Raw genomic sequence first — 16,901 nt, 5'->3', positions numbered from 1 at the left:
TTGGGGACCGCTTATGTGACACCCGACACAAGTCGCGCGCAGAGACTCGTCAACTCATGAAACGCGCACTCCTCGTGTGTCTCCTCGTCGGCGTCGTCGCCGCGAGTGGTATCGCCGCCGCCGCCCCAGCCCCCAACCTCACGGCCGCGCTGGCCGACGACACCGTCTCCCCCGGTCAAGAGACCGACCTGACGGTCGTCGTCTCGAACGCCCCGGACGTCTCCGCGTCGGGGTACACGGGCACGGAGCTCAGTCAGGCCACGACGGCCCGTAACGTCCGCGTGACGATGGAGGACGGCAGCGCCCCCATCGACGTGAAGACGGGGACGCAGGTCCTCCGGGCGAACGGCCAATCACAGCTCACCGAGGGCGCGGCGCTTCCCACCTCCTTCCGCGTCGCCGTCGACCGGAGCGCCGAGCCCGGCACGTACACCGTCCCGGTCGAAGTGACGTACATCTACTCCGTCTACGACGGCGGCGTCCGGGACGACAAGAAGGTAACCCAGTCGCTCGACGTGACCCTCGAAGTGAAGGACGAACCGCGCTTCGAAGTCGTCGACACGTCCACGAACGCTTCCGTCGGCGACACGGGCACGACGCGGCTCACCCTCCAGAACGTCGGCTCCCAGCCCGCCGATGACGCCCGCGTCACCGTCAGCCCGCAGGGCTCCCAGTTCGTCGTCGGCGACGGCAGCCCCGTCACCGCCTACGTCGGCTCGTGGGCCGTCGGCCAGAACCGCACCGTCTCCGTCTCGAGTTCCGTCGCCGCCGACGCGGACGCGCAGAATTACACGCTAGACGCACAGGTCACGTACGCGAACGAGAACGGCAACACCGAGCGGTCCGACAGCCTCCTCGCCGCCGTCAAGCCGCTCCCCGAGCAGACGTTCGAGCTCGGCGACGTCTCGAGCACCCTCCGCGCCGGCGAGGAAGGGACGCTGAACGCGACCGTCACGAACACCGGCCCGACGGCCGTCTCGAACGCCGTCGTCACGCTCTCTTCGACCAGCGCGAACGTCGTCCCCGGTCGGAACGAATACGCGGTCGGCTCGGTCGCCGCCGGCGAGAGCGTCAGCGTCTCCTTCCCGGTCGACGTCACCGATAGCGCCGAGGCCGGCCCGCGGCAACTCGACCTCGGCGTCCGCTACAGGAACGACGCTGGCGACACCCGTCAGAGCGACGACCTCCCGGCGACCGTCGACATCGCACCCGAGCGCGACCGCTTCGTCGTCGAACCCGTCGACGGCACGCTCGCGGCCGGCTCGGGCGAGACCGTCACCTTCCGCCTCACGAACAACGGCGACACCGCCGTCACGAACGTGGACGCGAAGGTGTACGCGGACGCGCCGATCTCCGCCAGCGACGACCAAGCGTTCGTCTCCCACCTCGAGGCCGGCGAGACGACGAACGTGACGTTCTCGCTCTCCGCCTCCGGCTCCGCGCTCGAGAAGACCTACCCCGTCTCGATGGACTTCCAGTACGACACCGGCGGGGAGACGAAGCTCTCGAACTACTATCAGGTCCCGCTCTCCGTAACGGCACCCGAGGGGGGTAGCGGGCCGCCCATCGCCCTCATCGGCGGCGTCGTTCTCATCGTCGTCGTCGCTGGCGGCTACCTCTACTACAGGCGTCAGTGATGGCTAGCTACGAGGACGTCATCGAGCGGATCGATCATCTCGTCGGGGAGCGACCGGGAACGGTCATCATCGCGTTCCTCCTCGTCACGGCGCTGCTCACCGCCGGCCTCGGGAACGTCTCCACGGAGTCCGGAACCAGCCAGTTCACATCCGGGAGCCCCGCTCAGGAGGCGCTGAACGACGTCGACCGCGTCTTCGGGCAGTCGTTCTCCGAGGACGTCGCGAGCACGCAGCTCATCCAGCGCGACCAGAACGTCCTCGCCAAGCCCGCGCTCCTGCGGCTGCTCCGGGCCGAAGAGGAGTTGGCGTCGCGCGAGAGCCTCCGCGTGCAGAGCGCGTCCAGCGTCGCCGACACGGTCGCGCTCCTCATCGACCCGCAGGCGGACACGTACGCGGAGAAGATCGACGCCGTCGAGGGCGCGACGCCCGCGCAGATCGACGCCGCCGTCCGGCGGGCCGCCGAGAGCCCGGGCTTCGCCTCCTCGCTCAGCGACGACTTCAACTCGCAGGCCGCGAGCGCGAGCGCCACCGTCGCCGTCGTCACCCATCAGGTGCCCGGCGCGGGAGGCTCCTCCGCCGGCACGTCCGGCGGCTCCAGTCCGGTCTCCACCATCCAGCAGCGCGTCGAGACCACGCTCGACCGGCAGGGCGCGCGCGACATCACCGTCTTCGGGAGCGGCATCCTCTCCGCCGAGTTCGCGAACGTCATCATGGACTCGCTGCTCATCGTCGTCCCCGCCGCCGCGCTGCTCATCCTCGTCTTCCTCGTCTTCAGCTATCGCGACCCCTTCGACCTCCTGCTCGGCGTCGTCTCGCTCGTCATGGCGATAATCTGGACGTTCGGGTTCATGGGCGTCGCCGGCATCCCGTTCAGCCAGATGCTCATCGCCGTCCCGCCGCTCCTCCTCGCGGTCGGTATCGACTTCGGCATCCACGCCGTCAACCGCTATCGCGAGGAGCGCACGGAGGGCCACGGCGTCGTCGAGTCCATGGAGATCGCGACCGACCAGTTGCTCGTCGCGTTCTTCATCGTCACCGGGACTACCGTCCTCGGGTTCCTCGCGAACCTCACGAGCAGCCTCGGGCCGATTCGCGACTTCGGCGTCGTCGCCGCCATCGGCATCACGTTCACCGTGCTCATCTTCGGCATCTTCCTCCCGGCCGCGAAGGTCTACACGGACCTCTGGCGCGAGCGCAACGGCATCCGGCAGTTCGGCACCCAGCCCCTCGGCGGCGAGGGGTCGCTCACCGGGAAGTTCCTCGGCTATCCCGTCCTCATCGCGCGGAAGGCGCCCTACGTCTTCCTCATCGTCATGGTCCTCTCGACGACGGTCGTCGCCGGCTACGGCACCGGCGTCAGCACCTCGTTCAACCAGGAGGACTTCCTCCCGCCCGAGGACACGCCCGCGTGGCTCGACGACCTCCCCGAGCCGTTCGCGCCCCACGAGTACCAGGTCACGGGGACGCTGAACTACCTCGAGGACAACTTCAACTCCATCGGCGGGAGCTCCGTGACGATGTACGTGAGAGGACCGTTACGCCAAGACTACGCCTTGGAGTCGATGCATCACGCCGCCTACGACCCGCCGGGCTCGTTCATCACCGAGGACGACAGCCGCTACGCCGACACCCAGAGCATCGTCGGCGTCATCGACAGCTACGCCGACCAGAACGCTGAATTCCGGGCACTCGTCGCGCGCAACGACATCGACGACGACGGCGTCCCCGACGACAACCTCGGCCTCATCTACGACCGCCTGCTCGACTCGCCCTACCACGACCAGGCGCGCCAGTACATCTCGCACGACCAGCGCGGCGCGAAGGTCGTCTACTCCGCCGAATCGAGCGCGACGCAGGCGGAGGTCGTCGCGGACGCCGAAGTCGTCGAGGACCGCTATCGCCTCACCGCGACCGCGACCGGCCAAGCCGTCGTCTTCGAGTACATCACGGACAGCATCCTCGACTCGGCGCTGACGAGCCTCGCCGTCGCGCTCCTGTTGACCGCGCTCTTCTTGCTCTTCTGCTACTGGCTCTTCGAGCGCCGGCCGACGCTCGGCCTCGTCAACCTCTTCCCCATCGTGTTGACGGTCGCGTTCATCGCGGCGACGATGCGCTACTTCGACATCCCGCTGAACGCCCTCACCGCGACCATCCTCTCCATCAGCATCGGCCTCGGCGTCGACTACTCCGCGCACATCGTCCACCGCTTCGGCGACGAGTACCGCAAGCGCGACCTCTACGACGCCATCGAGGTCGCCGTTCGCGGCACCGGCGGGTCGCTCACCGGCAGCATGCTCACCACCGTCACCGGCATCGGCGTGCTCGTGCTCGCCATCACGCCCATCCTCGGGCAGTTCGGCGCCGTCACCGGCCTCAGCATCCTCCTTTCCTACCTGATGTCGGTCATCGTCACGCCCTCCGCGATGGCGGTCTGGGGGCACGCCGTCGAGCGCTACGAGGCCACCTGAACCGGAGCGCTTTCTCGACGCCGCCCCCTCCGCCTCGACGTGACTCGTCACGACCTCACGCACCCCCTCACCGACGGCATGCCCGTCTACCCGGGCGACCCCACCGTCTCCGTCTCGCCCGCCGCCACGATGGCCGCCGACGGGTACCGCGTCACCGAGCTCGCACTCTCCACGCACAGCGGGACGCACGTCGACGCGCCGAGCCACCTGCTCGCCGACGGCCCGAGCCTCGCGGAGTACGATGTCGGGACGTTCTCGATGGACGCCCACCTCGTCGACGTCGAGGCCGGGCCGCGCGAGGCGATACGGCCCGACGCGCTCCCCGCCGACGGCTCGGCGGACGTCGTCGTCTTCAGAACGGGGTTCGACGCGCACTGGGGGACGCCGCGCTACCGCGACCACCCGTATCTCGCGCCCGCGACGGCGCGCGAGCTCGCCGAACGCGACCAGCACGTCGCCCTCGACGCCGCGAGCCCCGACCCGTCGCCGCCTGCGGGCGATGCCGACACCGACGACGACCCCGAGGGCTATTCCGCACACCACGCGCTCTTCGAGGCCGACCGACTCGTCTTCGAGAACCTCCGCGACCTCGACGCGCTCCCGTCGCGCTTCCGCCTGACGGCGTATCCGCTCCGCGTCGAAGCTGACGGCGCGCCCGTGCGTGCCGTGGCCGTCGTCGAGGACTAAGCGCGCTCGGCGAGGATTCGGTCGATGATCGCGCCCGTCGAGAGGAGTTCGTCCTCGTACGCAGGGTCGCGCGCGGACGCCCGGCGGACGTCGCAGTCGAGACCGCGCTCGCGGAGCGCGGCCTCGATGGCGTCCGCGTCGTGATGCTGGTCGTAGCCGAGTGCGATCACGTCCGGTTCGATCTCCTCGATGGGTGCGAAGATGTCCGTGGGGTGGCCGACGCGCGCGTCGTCGACGGCGTCGAGCGCCGCGACCATGTCGCGACGCTGGCGGTTCGAGAGGACGGGTGACTCCTTGTGCGTCACGTTGTCGCGGCGCGCGACGATGACGTGGAGTGCCTCGCCCATCGCCGCCGCCTCCTCCAGATAATGCACGTGGCCCGGGTGGAGCAAGTCGAAGGTGCCCTGCGCGACGACGCGCGCCGTCATAGTCGGTCCTCCTCCTCGAGCTCGGCGTCGATGTCCGCCTGCGTGAAGTCGAAGAAGTCCTCGGGCGCGGGGAGCGCCACGTCGTAGACGTCGAGCGTCGTCGGCTCGCCCTCGCGGTCGAACGCCCGCCAGCAGTCGCGCTCGTAGGGCGCACCGAGGATGACGTGCACGGAGCCGCGCCCGAACATCTGGCGGTCCGCGTCGCTCGGACGCAGGACGCCGTTCGGATGGGAATGTATCGTCCCGACGGTGTGGCTATCGTTCGGGATGAGGTCCGACTGGAGGGTCGCCTGTACGGGACTCGACGTCGTCTTCGGGATGAAGAGGACGTCCGTGATCAGGTCGCCGTCACCGTCGCCGTCGAGGTCGTACTCGGCGGCCGGCGTCCCTCGGAGGACGCCGAGGTACTCGTTCGGGTGGGAGTCCTCGGCCGCCTCGAGCGCGAAGTCGAGGGTCTCCGCCGCGATGCCGAGCACCGGCCGCGAGCCAAACGCCATACTTCGAGGTGGTCGCCGGCGCGTGCTAAACCTTTCGAGGCCACCGTCGGCGCGCTCGCGGCGACGTGCGCCGCGACGGGGCGCGCGACGTTCACGAGAGCGACGCTCTCGGTAGCCGACCCGACCTCACCGCGTTCCGGTGACGGCGACGAGACGCCCCGAAACCCGCGAGAGCGACAATAAAGCCTTAAACACACCGGCGCCGAATCACGGAGCATGACTGACGGTTCTTCCGACGGAGGCGTTACCTCCGTCGTCTACCAGCTCGCCGCCGAGTGTACCGTCGAGGACATCGAGGCCGGCGAGTGCTACACCGCGACCGTGAACGGCGTGGTGGACTACGGCGTCTTCGTCGACCTCTCCGAACACGTCTCCGGACTGCTCCACGAGTCCGTCCTCCCGTCGGACTACGACGACGAGTACGGCGTCGGCGACGAACTCGTCGTCGAGCTCACCGAGATCCGTGAGAACGGCGACCTCGGGTTCGAGGTCGCGGACCTCGACGACTACGAGGTCGAGGAGCGTGCGTTCTCCTACGAGCGCGCCGCCGCCGGCGCCCTCGACGGGCGCGTCGGCGAGACCGTCCACCTCGAGGGCGAAGTCGTCCAAGTGAAGCAGACCGGCGGCCCCACCATCTTCCGCGTGCGCGACGAGACCGGCGCCGTCCCCTGCACCGCCTTCGAGGAGGCGGGCGTTCGGGCCTACCCCGACGTCGACCTCGACGCCGTCGTCCACGTCACCGGCGAAGTCGAGGAACGCGAGGGCGCGCTCCAAGTCGAGATCAGCTCCCTCGAAGCGCTCTCCGAGGGCGAGGCCGCACACGTTCGCGAGCGTCTCGCCGCCGCCGTCGCCGAGCGCTCCGAGCCCGCCGACGTCGACCCGCTCGTCGAGTGGCCGGCGATGCAGGAGCTCTACCCCGACCTCCGCGAGGTCGCCCGCCAGCTCCGACGGACCGTCCTCGAGTCCCGGCCCATCCGGATGCGCCACCACGCCGACGGCGACGGCATGTGCGCGAGCGTCCCCGTCCAGCTCGCCCTCGAGCGCTTCATCGACGAGACCCACGAGGACGCCGAGGCGAAGCGCCACCTCCTCAAGCGCCTCCCGAGCAAGGCGCCCTACTACGAGATGGAGGACGCCACCCGCGACCTCAACTTCGCCCTGGAGGACCAGGCGCGCCACGGGCAGAAGCTTCCGCTCCTCCTCATGCTCGACAACGGCTCCACCGAGGAGGACACGCCCGCCTACGAGACGCTCACCCACTACGACATCCCCATCGTCGTCGTCGACCACCACCACCCCGACCCCGAGGCGGTCGACCCGCTCGTCGACGCGCACGTCAACCCCTACCTCCACGGCGAGGACTACCGCGTCACCACCGGCATGATGTGCGTCGAGCTCGCGCGCATGATCGACCCGAGCCTCGACGACGAACTCGACCACGTTCCCGCCGTCGCCGGCATCAGCGACCGCTCGAAGGCCGAGGCGATGAGCGACTACCTCGACCTCGCTCGGTCGGCCGGCTACGACGACGAGTTCCTCCACGACGTCAGCGAAGCCCTCGACTACGAGGCGTTCTGGCTGCGCTACAGCGCGGGCCGCGACCTCATCAACGACGTCCTGAACGTCGGGAGCGACGCCGAACGCCACCGCGAGCTCGTCCCGTGGCTCGCCGAGAAAGCCCAGCGCGACGTCGACCTCCAGCTCGACGCCGCGATGCCACACGTCGAGCACGAGACCGTCGACTCCGGCGCGCACCTCTACCGCGTCGACGTCGAGAACTACGCCCACCGATTCACGTACCCCGCGCCCGGGAAGACCACGGGCGAGATACACGACCGGAAGGTCGAGGAGACGGGCGAACCCGTCATCACCATCGGCTACGGCCCCGACTTCGCCGTCCTCCGCAGTGATGGGGTGCGCATGGACATCCCGCAGATGGTGAGCGACCTCAACGACGAGTTCCCCGGCGCCGGCGTCAGTGGGGGCGGGCACCTCGTCGTCGGCTCCATCCGCTTCGTGAACGGGATGCGCGAGGAGGTCCTCGACGCGCTCGTCGAGAAGATGGCGGACGCCGAGATCGACGAGGAGCTCCACAGCACGCTGACGCGCTAGACCGCGACGCTACGGTCGCCAGCCGACGGCCGCGTCGGCGCGATCGAACGCGATTTCTCGCCGCAGGTACCACGCCGCGAGCAAGGCGCCCGCGAGCGCGACGCCCGCGACGAGCACGGGGAGCGTCCAGACGCCGCCGCGCCAGTCGGCCAGAAAGAGGCGCGCGTAGTACGCACCCACCTCGGGGTCGGCGAGGACGAGCTCCGTCTCCCGGTTCCGGTTCACGGCGTTCTCGTTCCAGTTCACGCTCCCGACGAGGACGTGCTCCCCGTCCGCGACCGCGCCCTTCACGTGCAACGTCCCGTAGCGCCCGCGCGGCGCGGCGAGTTTCGCGCGCAAGTCGAGGCCGTCGCGGCGCGCGCGCTCGTTCAAGCGCTCGACGAGCGCGGCGTTCTCCTCGCGAGCGTACCACGCGCCGCTCACGAGCACGCGAACCCGGACGCCGCGCTCCGCGGCGGCGATCGTCGCGTTCAGCAGGACGGTGTCGGTGCCGATGCCCATCTGTTCGACGAGCAGGCTCTCGTTCGCATCCCGGACGAACCCGAGGAGCGCGTCCCGGGAGGTGTCGGGGGAGACGACGAGCGAGACGCGGTCCACGTCCGCGTCGAGCGGCGCGAAGACGCGCGGATACGTCGCGTTCGACGGCTCGCACTCCTGAAACGTCGCGTTCGCTCGGTAGAGCTGCCACGGAACGCCGTCGACCCACTCGCTGTCCGCGCGGTGGACGGCGGCGAGGGAGTCCGCCAGCGTCGGGTCGTGCACGACTGCGCCCCACCCGCGCGTCCCGCGTCCGCCGATGCCGCTCGGCTTCCAGTTCTCCGAGGTGACCAGCACCGCGTCGTCCACGACGGCGTATTTCGCGTGGTGGAACGGGTAGCGGGCGTGCGGGCCGTCGAGCACCGTCACGTCGACCCCCGCCTCGACGAGGCCGTCGAGCACGCGCGCCTCGCGCGCCGCGACGCCGCCCACGGGGCCGCCCTCAACGAGGACGCGAACGTCGACACCGCGCGCGCTCGCGTTCGCGAGAATCGCGGCGACGCGCTCGGACGTGAAGGTGTAGCCGCCGACGAGGAGCCGTTCGTCCACGCCGCGCAGCGACTCGCGGACGGCCTCGGGCGCGTCCGGGAGCGCGAACACCGTCGCGTCCGCGTTCGCGACGCTCGACACCCCGAACGCCGTCCGACCGAGCGCCCGCCACGCGCCGCCGCGGGACACCTCGCCCTCGGGCGCGTCCCGATAGCTCGCGGCGTCGACGACGGTACCGTCACAGAGGAGGACGAGGTCCTCGCCCGCGTTCGCGAGCGACGGCACCGCCGAGGCGAGCACGCGCCCCGTGACGAGGCTTCGAGTGCGATTCGGCGCGGTACTGAGCGTCACCGTCCCCGCGACGGTGCGCTCGGGAAGCGCGACGCTCCCCTCGTCGTCCGCGAGCGCGCACGACCCGAGCGCCGTCTCCTCTGGGAAGCGGACGGTGACGAACTCGCCGGCGTCGCGCTCGGCGACGGGGTTCGGGTAGACGGCGACGATGGTCGGCGTGCCGGTCGCCGCTCCCGGTTCGGGAGTCGCGGCGACGGGGAGCGACGCGGCGGGCGTTCCGACGAGGAGGAGGAGACAGAACGACGTGGCGAAGCGACGTGACACGGCACGCGGTGGCCCCGTCATCGTACGAGAAGGTTCGGCTCGCGTCGCTGCACGCGGCGTGCCCCGTCGCGACCGTCGGTCGGCACGTTTTAGCCGCCCCGACCCACAGACCGGCGTATGGTAGCGTTCACGCTCGTCGAGTCCGTCCGAATGGCGGGATACGCGCTCGCGACGCTCGGCGCGCTCCTCGTCTTCCTCGAGTTCTTCCAGCAGCCGAGCTACATCAACTACGACCCCGACTTCGACAGCTACAACGTCGACCTCTCACCGCAGGACGTGCGTCAGTACACGTGGATCGGCCGCGTCGGCGCGCTCCTCGCGGCCGCCGGGTTCGCGGTCCAGTTCCTCGCCTACTTCCTCTAGTCCAGCGCCGCCGCCGCCTTCTCCGCCTCCGACTGCACGAGGAAGGACCGCGTCTCCGCCTGCTCGGCGGCGGCCGCGAGCGCTTCTGCGGTCCCGATCTGGTAGAGCGCCCACGCGGCGCTCGCGCGCACGCCCTCCGTCTCGTCGTCGTCCTCGAGGACGTCGCGGAGCGGGGCGACGGCGCGCGTGTCACCGAGGAGGCCGAGCGCGCGGGCGGCCTGACTGCGGACGTCCTCGTTCTCCGCGACCAGCCACTGCGCGACGTCCTCGGTGTACTCGGTCGCGCCGAGTTCGCCGATGGCGCGCAGCGCGACGCGCTGGAGTTTCGGGTTCGACTCCGAGTCGATGTAGTCCGCGACGCCCTCGACGGCGTCCGGGTGGCCGGTCTTCCCGAGCGCCTTCACGGCCGTGAGGTTGCGCCGCTGGGCCTTCTCCTTCAGCACGTCGATGGCGTCGGGGTTGCCCATGCGGACGAACGCCTCGAGGCAGTGCTCCTCCATATAGCCGGAGGTGAAGTGCTCCATGCAGAGCGCGACCATCTCGGCGTTGTCACGCTTCGTCCACTCCTTGACCGCCGACCACTCGGGCGGGTAGTCCTTGTGCTTGTTCAGGACGTCGTAGAACCCCTCGTACTGGAGCTTCTGTCGGGAGGAGAGGTCTGCGAACGCCTGCGAGTCGTCGATGCCGGACTGGAGGTCGGCCGTGGCCTCGAGGAGGGCGGCGATTTCGGCTTCGTCCTCGTCGGCGTCGAGCGAGGCGTCCGTGACCGCCTCGGCGGCGGCTTCGAGCGCCGCGACGTCGTCGCCGGTGAGGTCGGTACCGAGTACCTCGGCGGCGTCCGCGAGGAAGGACTCGATGGCGGCCGCGACCTGCTCGTCGCCCGTGTCCGTCCAGCGCGTCCCCTCCACGGTCGACGTCGCGCTCTCGATCTCGGAGACGACGTCCTCGCCGTACGGCCCGCGTTGCTCCTCGAGTTCGTCTTGGAGGTCCTGCAGTTCGTTCGTCAGCTCCTCCTCGAAGTCGAGGAGCTCCTCCGGTTCCTCGTCCTCCCCGAGTTCCTCCTCGTCCGGCTGGAACTCCTCGGGGTCGGTGAACGCCGCGTCCTCGATTCCGGACTCGATCTCCTCCAGTGAGGCCTCGACGTCGTCGAGGTCGGCCTCGGTCTCGGCGGCCTCGAGCGCCTCTTCGGCGGCTTCGAGGTCGGCGACGAGCCCCTCGTAGCGCTCGCGCTCGGCCGCCCGAACGTCGTCCTCGCCGTCCTCTTCGTCGGCTTCGTCCTCGGGTGTTTCGGCGTCGCTCTCGACGTCCTCGGCGGCGTCGCCCGCGTCCACCGCATCCGCGTCGTCCGCGCTCTCCGCAGTGTCCGTGGCCTCTTCGGCCTCGGACGCGTCTGCGGTGTCGGCCGCCTCCTCGGGTTCGTCCGCCGATGCTTCGGCCGCGGTCTCGTCGGGGGCCGGCGACTCCGCCGCCTCGGAGTCGGCCGGCTCTTCGTCCCCGTCACTCATACGTCGTCCTTCCGCCAGCGCGCCTATGAGCGTTTCCCTTCGCCCGCCTCGCGCCAGTAGACCCACGGCCCGAGGAGGAAGTACGCGAGCGCGAACGCGAGCAGAACGCGCGGGAACGCCCGCCCGAACGCGGCCGGCGCGAGGAGCGCGAGCGCCTGCACGACGCCCATCGCGAGCGCGTCGCGCACGAGCAGGTCGGGATAGGGGAGCGTCGTCACCATCGCGAGCGCGAGGAGCGCCGTGAAGCCGACGACGACCACCGGGGACGTGACACCCGCGAGCACCGTCGCCGCGAGGAGCGTGCCCGCGAGCGTCGTCGGCACGCCCTCCGTGTGTGCGTTCCCGACGTCGTTCGCGGTGTAGAAGCCGAGTCGGACGACCGCCATCGCGACGAACGCGGCGCCCACGGCGACGGCGAGGCCGACGGGGAGCGGGGCCTCGCCCCACGCGGCGCGCGCGGTGGCGAGAGCGAGCGCCGCAGGGGCGACGCCGAAGGACGCGACGTCCGCGAGCGAGTCGAGATACGGGCCGACGTCCGTCCCGCCGTAGCGACGCGCGAGGATGCCGTCGATGGCGTCCGCGATCGCGGCGAGCAGGAGCACGCGCGCGCCGAGCGCGGGCGAGACCACCGCCGCCGCGACCGCGCAGAACCCGAGTCCGGCGTTCGTCGCCGTGGCGACGTCCGCGATACCGAGGCGACCTGCGAAGCGCGGGCGGAACCCGGCGCGGCGTCCCTCGTCGGACCCGGAAGGCATACGCGGTCGAACGACGAGGGCGTCCTTACGTGTTTATATCGGTGGCGAGGGACGCGGGAGAGCGCCGCCGCTCGCCGTGTGGCGTCGCGAAAAACGGGAGTTTCTGGCCGGTGCGGGGAGGCGTTAGGACTCGTCCTCGACGTCGACGGCGGACGTCTCCTCTTCCTCGTGGACCTCCTCGGGGTGCGCTTCGAGCGTGGCCTTCTCGACTTCGACCCGGCGGAGCGGGTAGATGGTGTTGGCCTCGCTGTAGATGGCGCTGGAGAGGCGGCCCTCGAGGATGGAGTCGATGAGGCCCTCGAAGGTCCGCTCCTCGGCGGCCTCCTCGACGAGGTCGATCATGAGGCGACGGATCGCCTTCTGCTGGCTGTCGTCCGCGCTCTTCGTCGTGTACGCGGTCGGCTGGAGGCGCACGCGGTAGTCGTCCGTCGTCCGGACCGTCAGGACGACGCCGATCTTCGAGGAGCCCCGGCGGACGAGGCTGCGCTGGTAGTCGCGCGTGAGCGTGGACTCGACGAACTCGGTGTACGCCGAGTCGCTGCCGACGTCGGTCACCTGGAAGGTGAGCTTGAGGTTGTTCTCACCGCCCTGGGCGTCAGTGATGTCGCCGAGGGTGGTTTCGATGGTGCGGTCGAGCACCTGTTCCGGTTCGTCCGCGAGGGTCTCACCGAGTTCCGCCCGGTCGAACTGCTCGGGGGCGAGCACGGTGTACCATCGCTTCTGCTGGTTTCGCTTGGAGACTGATCGTTCGCTCATTGGTTTCGTGTCGTGTGTCGTTCGGCTAGCTGTGCGAGTTCCTCGGCCACCGTGACGTTCACCACGTAGTCGTCCGTCGTCGCCCGCAGACCGCCGGTGTCGTCGCGCTCGATGGTCGTGACGACCGCGCCGTCCGCGACCTCGGTGCGCATCGACTCGGTGTTGTCCGGGCGGACGCTCGCCGCGACGAGCGCGGGGTCGTCGTGCTCCGTTCGGACCGTCGCCCGACGCGGGGCATCGGCGTCGCCGCCGGTGTCGGCGCTCATGTCGAGAGCGCCCCCTGGACGCCCTCGCGGAGCGCCTCCGTGTCCGTCTCGGTCGTCAGCGCGCGCGTCGCGCTCCCAGAGACCGCGCCGTCGCCGACGGCCGCCGCCAACACCGCGCTGGCGTCCGGGCCGTCGGAGGTGCTCGCGAGCGCGGCGCCCGACTCGCCGACGACGAGCGCCAGCGACTCCGGGGAGCGCCCGTCGCGCACGAGGCGCGCGAGCGGCCACGCGGGGGCGTCGACTTCGCAGACGACGACGCCGCTGTAGCGCGCCGGATCGTTCGCCCGGAGGGCGTTGTGGGTCGCCGTCGCGTGCTCGCGCCACGCGTCGAGCGCGTCGGCGCGGTCCGCGACGCCGAGCGCGAGCGCCGTCGCGAGGCCGGGCCGGGAGTACGCGAGGCAGTCGAGGACGTCCCCGTACCCCTCGGCGGTCTCGAACGGCCCGTCCGGGAGGACGTGCGGTCGGAGGACGCGCGCGAGCGCGTCCACGGCGTCGGGCGCCGCGTCCTCGGTCGCGTCGAGCGCGACCCGCGAGGCGAGACGCCGGTGGGAGTCGGCCTCAAGTTCCGCTGGGAGCTCGAGTTCGGCGAGCAGCGCGCCCGTCCGCCGGTCGTCGCCCGACCACGGTGCGTGACAGAGCGTCGTGTGCGCGAGGCCGTCCGAGAGGTCCGCGACCGGGAGGCCGACGCCGGGTCGGCGCGCCACGAGGTCGGCGAGCGCGCCCGACGGGGCCTCGTCGGCGGCGCGGACGCCCGCGAGCGCGAGCGCCGCGCTCGGCGACTCGTCGAGGGCGCGGGCGGCGTCGAGCGCCGTCTCGGAGAGCACGCCGCCGCTGAGCGACGCGTCGCCGAGGCCGTCGAAGCCGACCGCGACCCCGGCGTCCGAGTCGGCGAGACCGTCGAGGCGGGCGCTCGCGTCGCTGCGCGTCGCCGCGACGCTCACCTGGTACGGCGTGTTCGTCGCCGAGCACGCGCGCCCGAGGAGGCCGGCGGCCGCGAGCGCGTCACCGCCCGCTCGCGCGACGACGCGGACGAACGCCCCCTCGCGGAGGCAGTCCGTCAGCGTCGCGGCGTCGGCGGACGACCCGGAGCGACCCGTAGTGGACATTCGGTGTTACTCGAGGAGTTCGGCGGCGACGTCGTAGGAGTACGTGAAGTCCTCGTCGAGTTCGTCGCCGCGGTAGTAGTCCGCCAGACGGCGGATCTTCGACTCCGTGTTCTGGAGCGCGCGGCGGTTCTGGTGGTCCTGACCGTTCTCCTCGACGTGCTCGCGGAGGCGGACCGCCTGCTCGAGGAGGTTACGGAAGTCCTCGGGGAGGTCGGGCTTCGCGTCGTTCTCCTCGAGGATGGTCGTGACCTTCTTGTCCGTCACGAGCTTCACGTCGGGGATCGGCGTCCCTTGGACGCCCTCGTCGCGGAGCTTCATGCCGATCTGGCTGGGGTCGTAGCCCTCCTCTGCCAGTTCGACGACTCGCTCCTCGACGGCGTCCGCGTCCACGTCGCTCCACTCCGGGGGTTCGTCTGCCGCCGGCTTGTCCGAACCGGACGAGCCGCGACGGCGGGTATGCATTCGTGCCATAGTGTGAATTGGAACGACACGAACCGCTGTGCGGCGCTGGGCGCGAAAACGCCCGAGCACTGCCACACTCCCGAGCCGCCCAAGCGGACGGCGAGTCAGATATGCGGCCGTGCAGTTCCCTACGGGTGAGTGTGGGCTTCGACCGGTAAAGGGTTTCTACTCTCGATGGGGTCGAATCGAAGGGTTCAATTACGTCCCCCGGATACGGAAGGATGCGTTCGAGGGCTCGTAGATCAGTGGTAGATCACTCCCTTGGCATGGGAGAGGCCCCGGGTTCAAATCCCGGCGAGTCCACTTCATTTTTCTAACGCGTTTGCTCCGCTGGGCGAGCGACATCGCCGCACTAGTCTCGAAAGAACGAGAGAATGGCCGTTAGTAGCCGAGTTCGTCGCCGAGGTCGAAGGTCTCGTCGCCGTCGAGCACCACCACGTCGGCCTGCGCGCCGGCGGCGTCGACTTCGCGGACGAAGTCGTCGGTGTCCTGCTCGATGACGGGGAAGGAGTCGTAGTGCATGGGGATGGCGTAGTCGGCACCGCTCCAGTCGGCGGCGACGGCGGCCTGCCACGGGCCCATGGTGAAGTGGTCGCCGATGGGGACGGCGGCGACGTCCGGTTCGAGGTAGGGCGCGATGACCTCGCGGATCTCGGTGTGGAGGCTGGTGTCGCCGGCGTGGTAGAAGGTCTGGGACGCCTCGTCCGCGACCTGCGTGGGCTTGGTGTCGGAGACGACGTAGCCGGCGGGCATCCCGCCGCTGGCGCCGTAGTCGGTGTCGAGGCCGTTCGAGTGGTCGGCGCGCACCATCGTGACGTAGGCCTCCTCGGTCTCGAAGGTGCCGCCGAGGTTCATGCCGGTGCCGTCCTCGATGCCGTACTCGTCGGTGAGATAGCTGATGATCTCGGGCGTGGAGACGAAGTGCGCGCCGCGGAACCGGTCGACGTCGCCGATGTGGTCGGCGTGGCCGTGCGTGATGAGGACGTGGTCGGGGTCGAGTTCTTCGGGGTCGGTGTCGGTCTTCGGGTTGTCGAAGAAGGGGTCGACGAGCAGCGATTCGCCGTCGACGTCGATGCCGAAGGTGGAGTGTCCGTACCAGGTAATCTGCATGACGGGACCGGCTACTCACGGCGAGCGTATAAACCCTTGAGGCCGGGCGGATGCCGTGGGGGCGGCGGGGGAGCGCGTCCGCGACCCGAACGGTTAGGGGCGACGCGCGAGGAGTGGGCGTATGGACGAACGCACGCTCGGCTCGACCGGGTTCGACGTGACGCCGGTCGGCCTCGGCACGTGGGAGATCGGGAGCGACTGGGGCGAGGTCGGCGAGGCGGAGGCGCGCGACGCCGTGCACGCGGCGCTCGACGAGGGGATCACGTTCCTCGACACGGCCGACGTCTACGGCGACGGCCGCTCGGAGCGCCTCATCGCGGAGGTGCTCGACGAGCGCGAGGCGGACCCCGTGGTGGCGACGAAGGCGGGCCGCCGCCTCGACCCCCACGAGGCCGAGGGCTACACGGAGGCGAACCTGCGGCGCTTCGTCGCGCGCTCGCGCGAGAACCTCGACACCGAGACGCTCGACCTCCTCCAACTGCACTGTCCGCCGACGGACGTCTACTACGAGCCGGAGACGTTCGCGGCGCTCGACGCGCTCGTCGACGACGGTCTCGTCGCGCACTACGGCGTCTCCGTCGAGCGCGTCGAGGAGGGGCTGAAGGCCATCGAGTACGACGGCGTCGAGTCCGTCCAGATCATCTTCAACCCGTTCCGCCAGCGCCCCGCGGAGCGCTTCTTCGAGCGGGCGAAACGCGAGGACGTCGGCGTCATCGTGCGCGTCCCGCTCGCCTCCGGGCTGCTGACGGGCGCGGTCGACGCCGAGACGTCGTTCCCCGAAGACGACCACCGGAACTACAACCGCGAGGGCGAGGCGTTCGACGTCGGGGAGACGTTCGCGGGCGTCCCGCAGGACGTGGGCGCGCACGCGGCCGACGAGCTCGAGGCGTACGCACCCGCGGACGTGACGCTCGCGCAGTTCGCGCTCCGGTGGATCCTCGACCACGACGCGGTGTCGACCGTCATCCCCGGAAGCACGTCGCCGGAACACATCGCGGAGAACGTCGACGCCGCCGAGCTCGCGCCGCTCAGCCACCGCCAGCACGGCGCGGCCCGCGACGTCTACGAGGCGTACGTGAAGGAGTACGTCCACCACCGCTGGTAGCAA

General features: G+C 70.4%; 16 protein-coding genes and 1 tRNA gene. 7 read left to right on the top strand and 10 right to left on the bottom strand.

What is annotated here, in order from left to right; genetic code table 11:
- The first annotated feature begins 56 nt into the window (after positions 1-56).
- Genes IEY12_RS14335 through IEY12_RS14325 form a run of 3 tightly spaced genes read left to right on the top strand, consistent with a single transcriptional unit; the run spans position 57 to position 4,792 of the window.
- Complete coding sequence (locus IEY12_RS14335; RefSeq protein ID WP_188884347.1) at positions 57-1,637, top strand: COG1361 S-layer family protein; 1,581 nt, start codon at positions 57-59, stop codon at positions 1,635-1,637.
- Positions 1,637-4,105: an efflux RND transporter permease subunit gene (locus IEY12_RS14330; RefSeq protein ID WP_188884346.1), complete on the top strand. Its 2,469-nt coding sequence runs from the start codon at positions 1,637-1,639 to the stop codon at positions 4,103-4,105. Before IEY12_RS14335 ends, IEY12_RS14330 begins: the two co-directional genes overlap by 1 nt.
- A 39-nt stretch (positions 4,106-4,144) precedes the next feature.
- Complete coding sequence (locus tag IEY12_RS14325) at positions 4,145-4,792, top strand: cyclase family protein (protein ID WP_188884345.1); 648 nt, start codon at positions 4,145-4,147, stop codon at positions 4,790-4,792.
- Here the strand turns inward: IEY12_RS14325 and IEY12_RS14320 are convergent.
- On the bottom strand, positions 4,789-5,220 hold the full coding sequence (locus IEY12_RS14320; RefSeq protein ID WP_188884344.1) for an FAD synthase family protein: 432 nt from the start codon (positions 5,218-5,220) through the stop codon (positions 4,789-4,791). The genes IEY12_RS14325 and IEY12_RS14320 overlap by 4 nt on opposite strands.
- Positions 5,217-5,717: a Mov34/MPN/PAD-1 family protein gene (locus IEY12_RS14315; protein ID WP_188884343.1), complete on the bottom strand. Its 501-nt coding sequence runs from the start codon at positions 5,715-5,717 to the stop codon at positions 5,217-5,219. Before IEY12_RS14315 ends, IEY12_RS14320 begins: the two co-directional genes overlap by 4 nt.
- A 216-nt stretch (positions 5,718-5,933) precedes the next feature.
- On the opposite strand from IEY12_RS14315, the gene han reads away from it, so the two are divergent.
- Complete coding sequence (gene han / locus IEY12_RS14310; protein WP_188884342.1) at positions 5,934-7,829, top strand: Hef-associated nuclease; 1,896 nt, start codon at positions 5,934-5,936, stop codon at positions 7,827-7,829.
- Positions 7,830-7,838: 9 nt separating this feature from the next.
- On the opposite strand, the gene IEY12_RS14305 is transcribed toward han, so the two are convergent.
- The gene (locus IEY12_RS14305; protein ID WP_229871402.1) at positions 7,839-9,470 is read right to left on the bottom strand and encodes a phospholipase D-like domain-containing protein; all 1,632 of its coding nucleotides are present in this window, start codon (positions 9,468-9,470) and stop codon (positions 7,839-7,841) included.
- Positions 9,471-9,587: 117 nt separating this feature from the next.
- On the opposite strand from IEY12_RS14305, the gene IEY12_RS14300 reads away from it, so the two are divergent.
- Positions 9,588-9,833, top strand: a complete 246-nt coding sequence (locus tag IEY12_RS14300) for a hypothetical protein (protein ID WP_188884340.1) — start codon at positions 9,588-9,590, stop codon at positions 9,831-9,833.
- Here the strand turns inward: IEY12_RS14300 and IEY12_RS14295 are convergent.
- The 6 genes from IEY12_RS14295 to IEY12_RS14270 all read right to left on the bottom strand — a co-directional run bounded on the left by IEY12_RS14295 (position 9,830) and on the right by IEY12_RS14270 (position 14,692).
- Complete coding sequence (locus IEY12_RS14295; protein WP_188884339.1) at positions 9,830-11,338, bottom strand: HEAT repeat domain-containing protein; 1,509 nt, start codon at positions 11,336-11,338, stop codon at positions 9,830-9,832. The genes IEY12_RS14300 and IEY12_RS14295 overlap by 4 nt on opposite strands.
- Positions 11,339-11,361: 23 nt before the next feature.
- A complete protein-coding gene (locus IEY12_RS14290) occupies positions 11,362-12,093 on the bottom strand; it encodes a protein sorting system archaetidylserine synthase (RefSeq protein WP_188884338.1) in 732 nt (243 codons plus the stop codon).
- A 123-nt stretch (positions 12,094-12,216) separates the two neighbouring features.
- Complete coding sequence (locus IEY12_RS14285; protein WP_123076786.1) at positions 12,217-12,849, bottom strand: 30S ribosomal protein S3ae; 633 nt, start codon at positions 12,847-12,849, stop codon at positions 12,217-12,219.
- Positions 12,846-13,115 carry a KEOPS complex subunit Pcc1 gene (locus IEY12_RS14280; RefSeq protein ID WP_188884337.1) on the bottom strand — a complete coding sequence of 90 codons (270 nt, stop codon included), beginning with the start codon at positions 13,113-13,115 and terminating at the stop codon, positions 12,846-12,848. Before IEY12_RS14280 ends, IEY12_RS14285 begins: the two co-directional genes overlap by 4 nt.
- On the bottom strand, positions 13,112-14,221 hold the full coding sequence (locus IEY12_RS14275) for a hypothetical protein (RefSeq protein ID WP_188884336.1): 1,110 nt from the start codon (positions 14,219-14,221) through the stop codon (positions 13,112-13,114). The genes IEY12_RS14280 and IEY12_RS14275 overlap by 4 nt, the downstream gene beginning before the upstream one ends.
- A 6-nt stretch (positions 14,222-14,227) precedes the next feature.
- Positions 14,228-14,692, bottom strand: coding sequence for a 30S ribosomal protein S15 (locus tag IEY12_RS14270; protein ID WP_123076780.1), 465 nt, complete (start codon positions 14,690-14,692; stop codon positions 14,228-14,230).
- Positions 14,693-14,914: 222 nt separating this feature from the next.
- Between IEY12_RS14270 and IEY12_RS14265 the strand changes: the two genes are divergently transcribed.
- Positions 14,915-14,986: transfer RNA gene (locus IEY12_RS14265), tRNA-Ala, on the top strand.
- 78 nt (positions 14,987-15,064) lie between these two features.
- On the opposite strand, the gene IEY12_RS14260 is transcribed toward IEY12_RS14265, so the two are convergent.
- Positions 15,065-15,793 carry a metal-dependent hydrolase gene (locus IEY12_RS14260; RefSeq protein ID WP_188884335.1) on the bottom strand — a complete coding sequence of 243 codons (729 nt, stop codon included), beginning with the start codon at positions 15,791-15,793 and terminating at the stop codon, positions 15,065-15,067.
- A gap of 121 nt (positions 15,794-15,914) precedes the next feature.
- Here IEY12_RS14260 and IEY12_RS14255 point away from each other — a divergent pair, with 121 nt between their 5' ends.
- A complete protein-coding gene (locus IEY12_RS14255) occupies positions 15,915-16,898 on the top strand; it encodes an aldo/keto reductase (RefSeq protein ID WP_188884334.1) in 984 nt (327 codons plus the stop codon).
- Positions 16,899-16,901: the final 3 nt, after the last annotated feature.

The organism is Halarchaeum grantii (genome assembly GCF_014647455.2).
GTDB lineage: Archaea > Halobacteriota > Halobacteria > Halobacteriales > Halobacteriaceae > Halarchaeum > Halarchaeum grantii.
The sequence above is the reverse complement of the archived record's forward strand: the minus strand, read 5'-3'. Positions and strand labels throughout refer to the sequence as shown.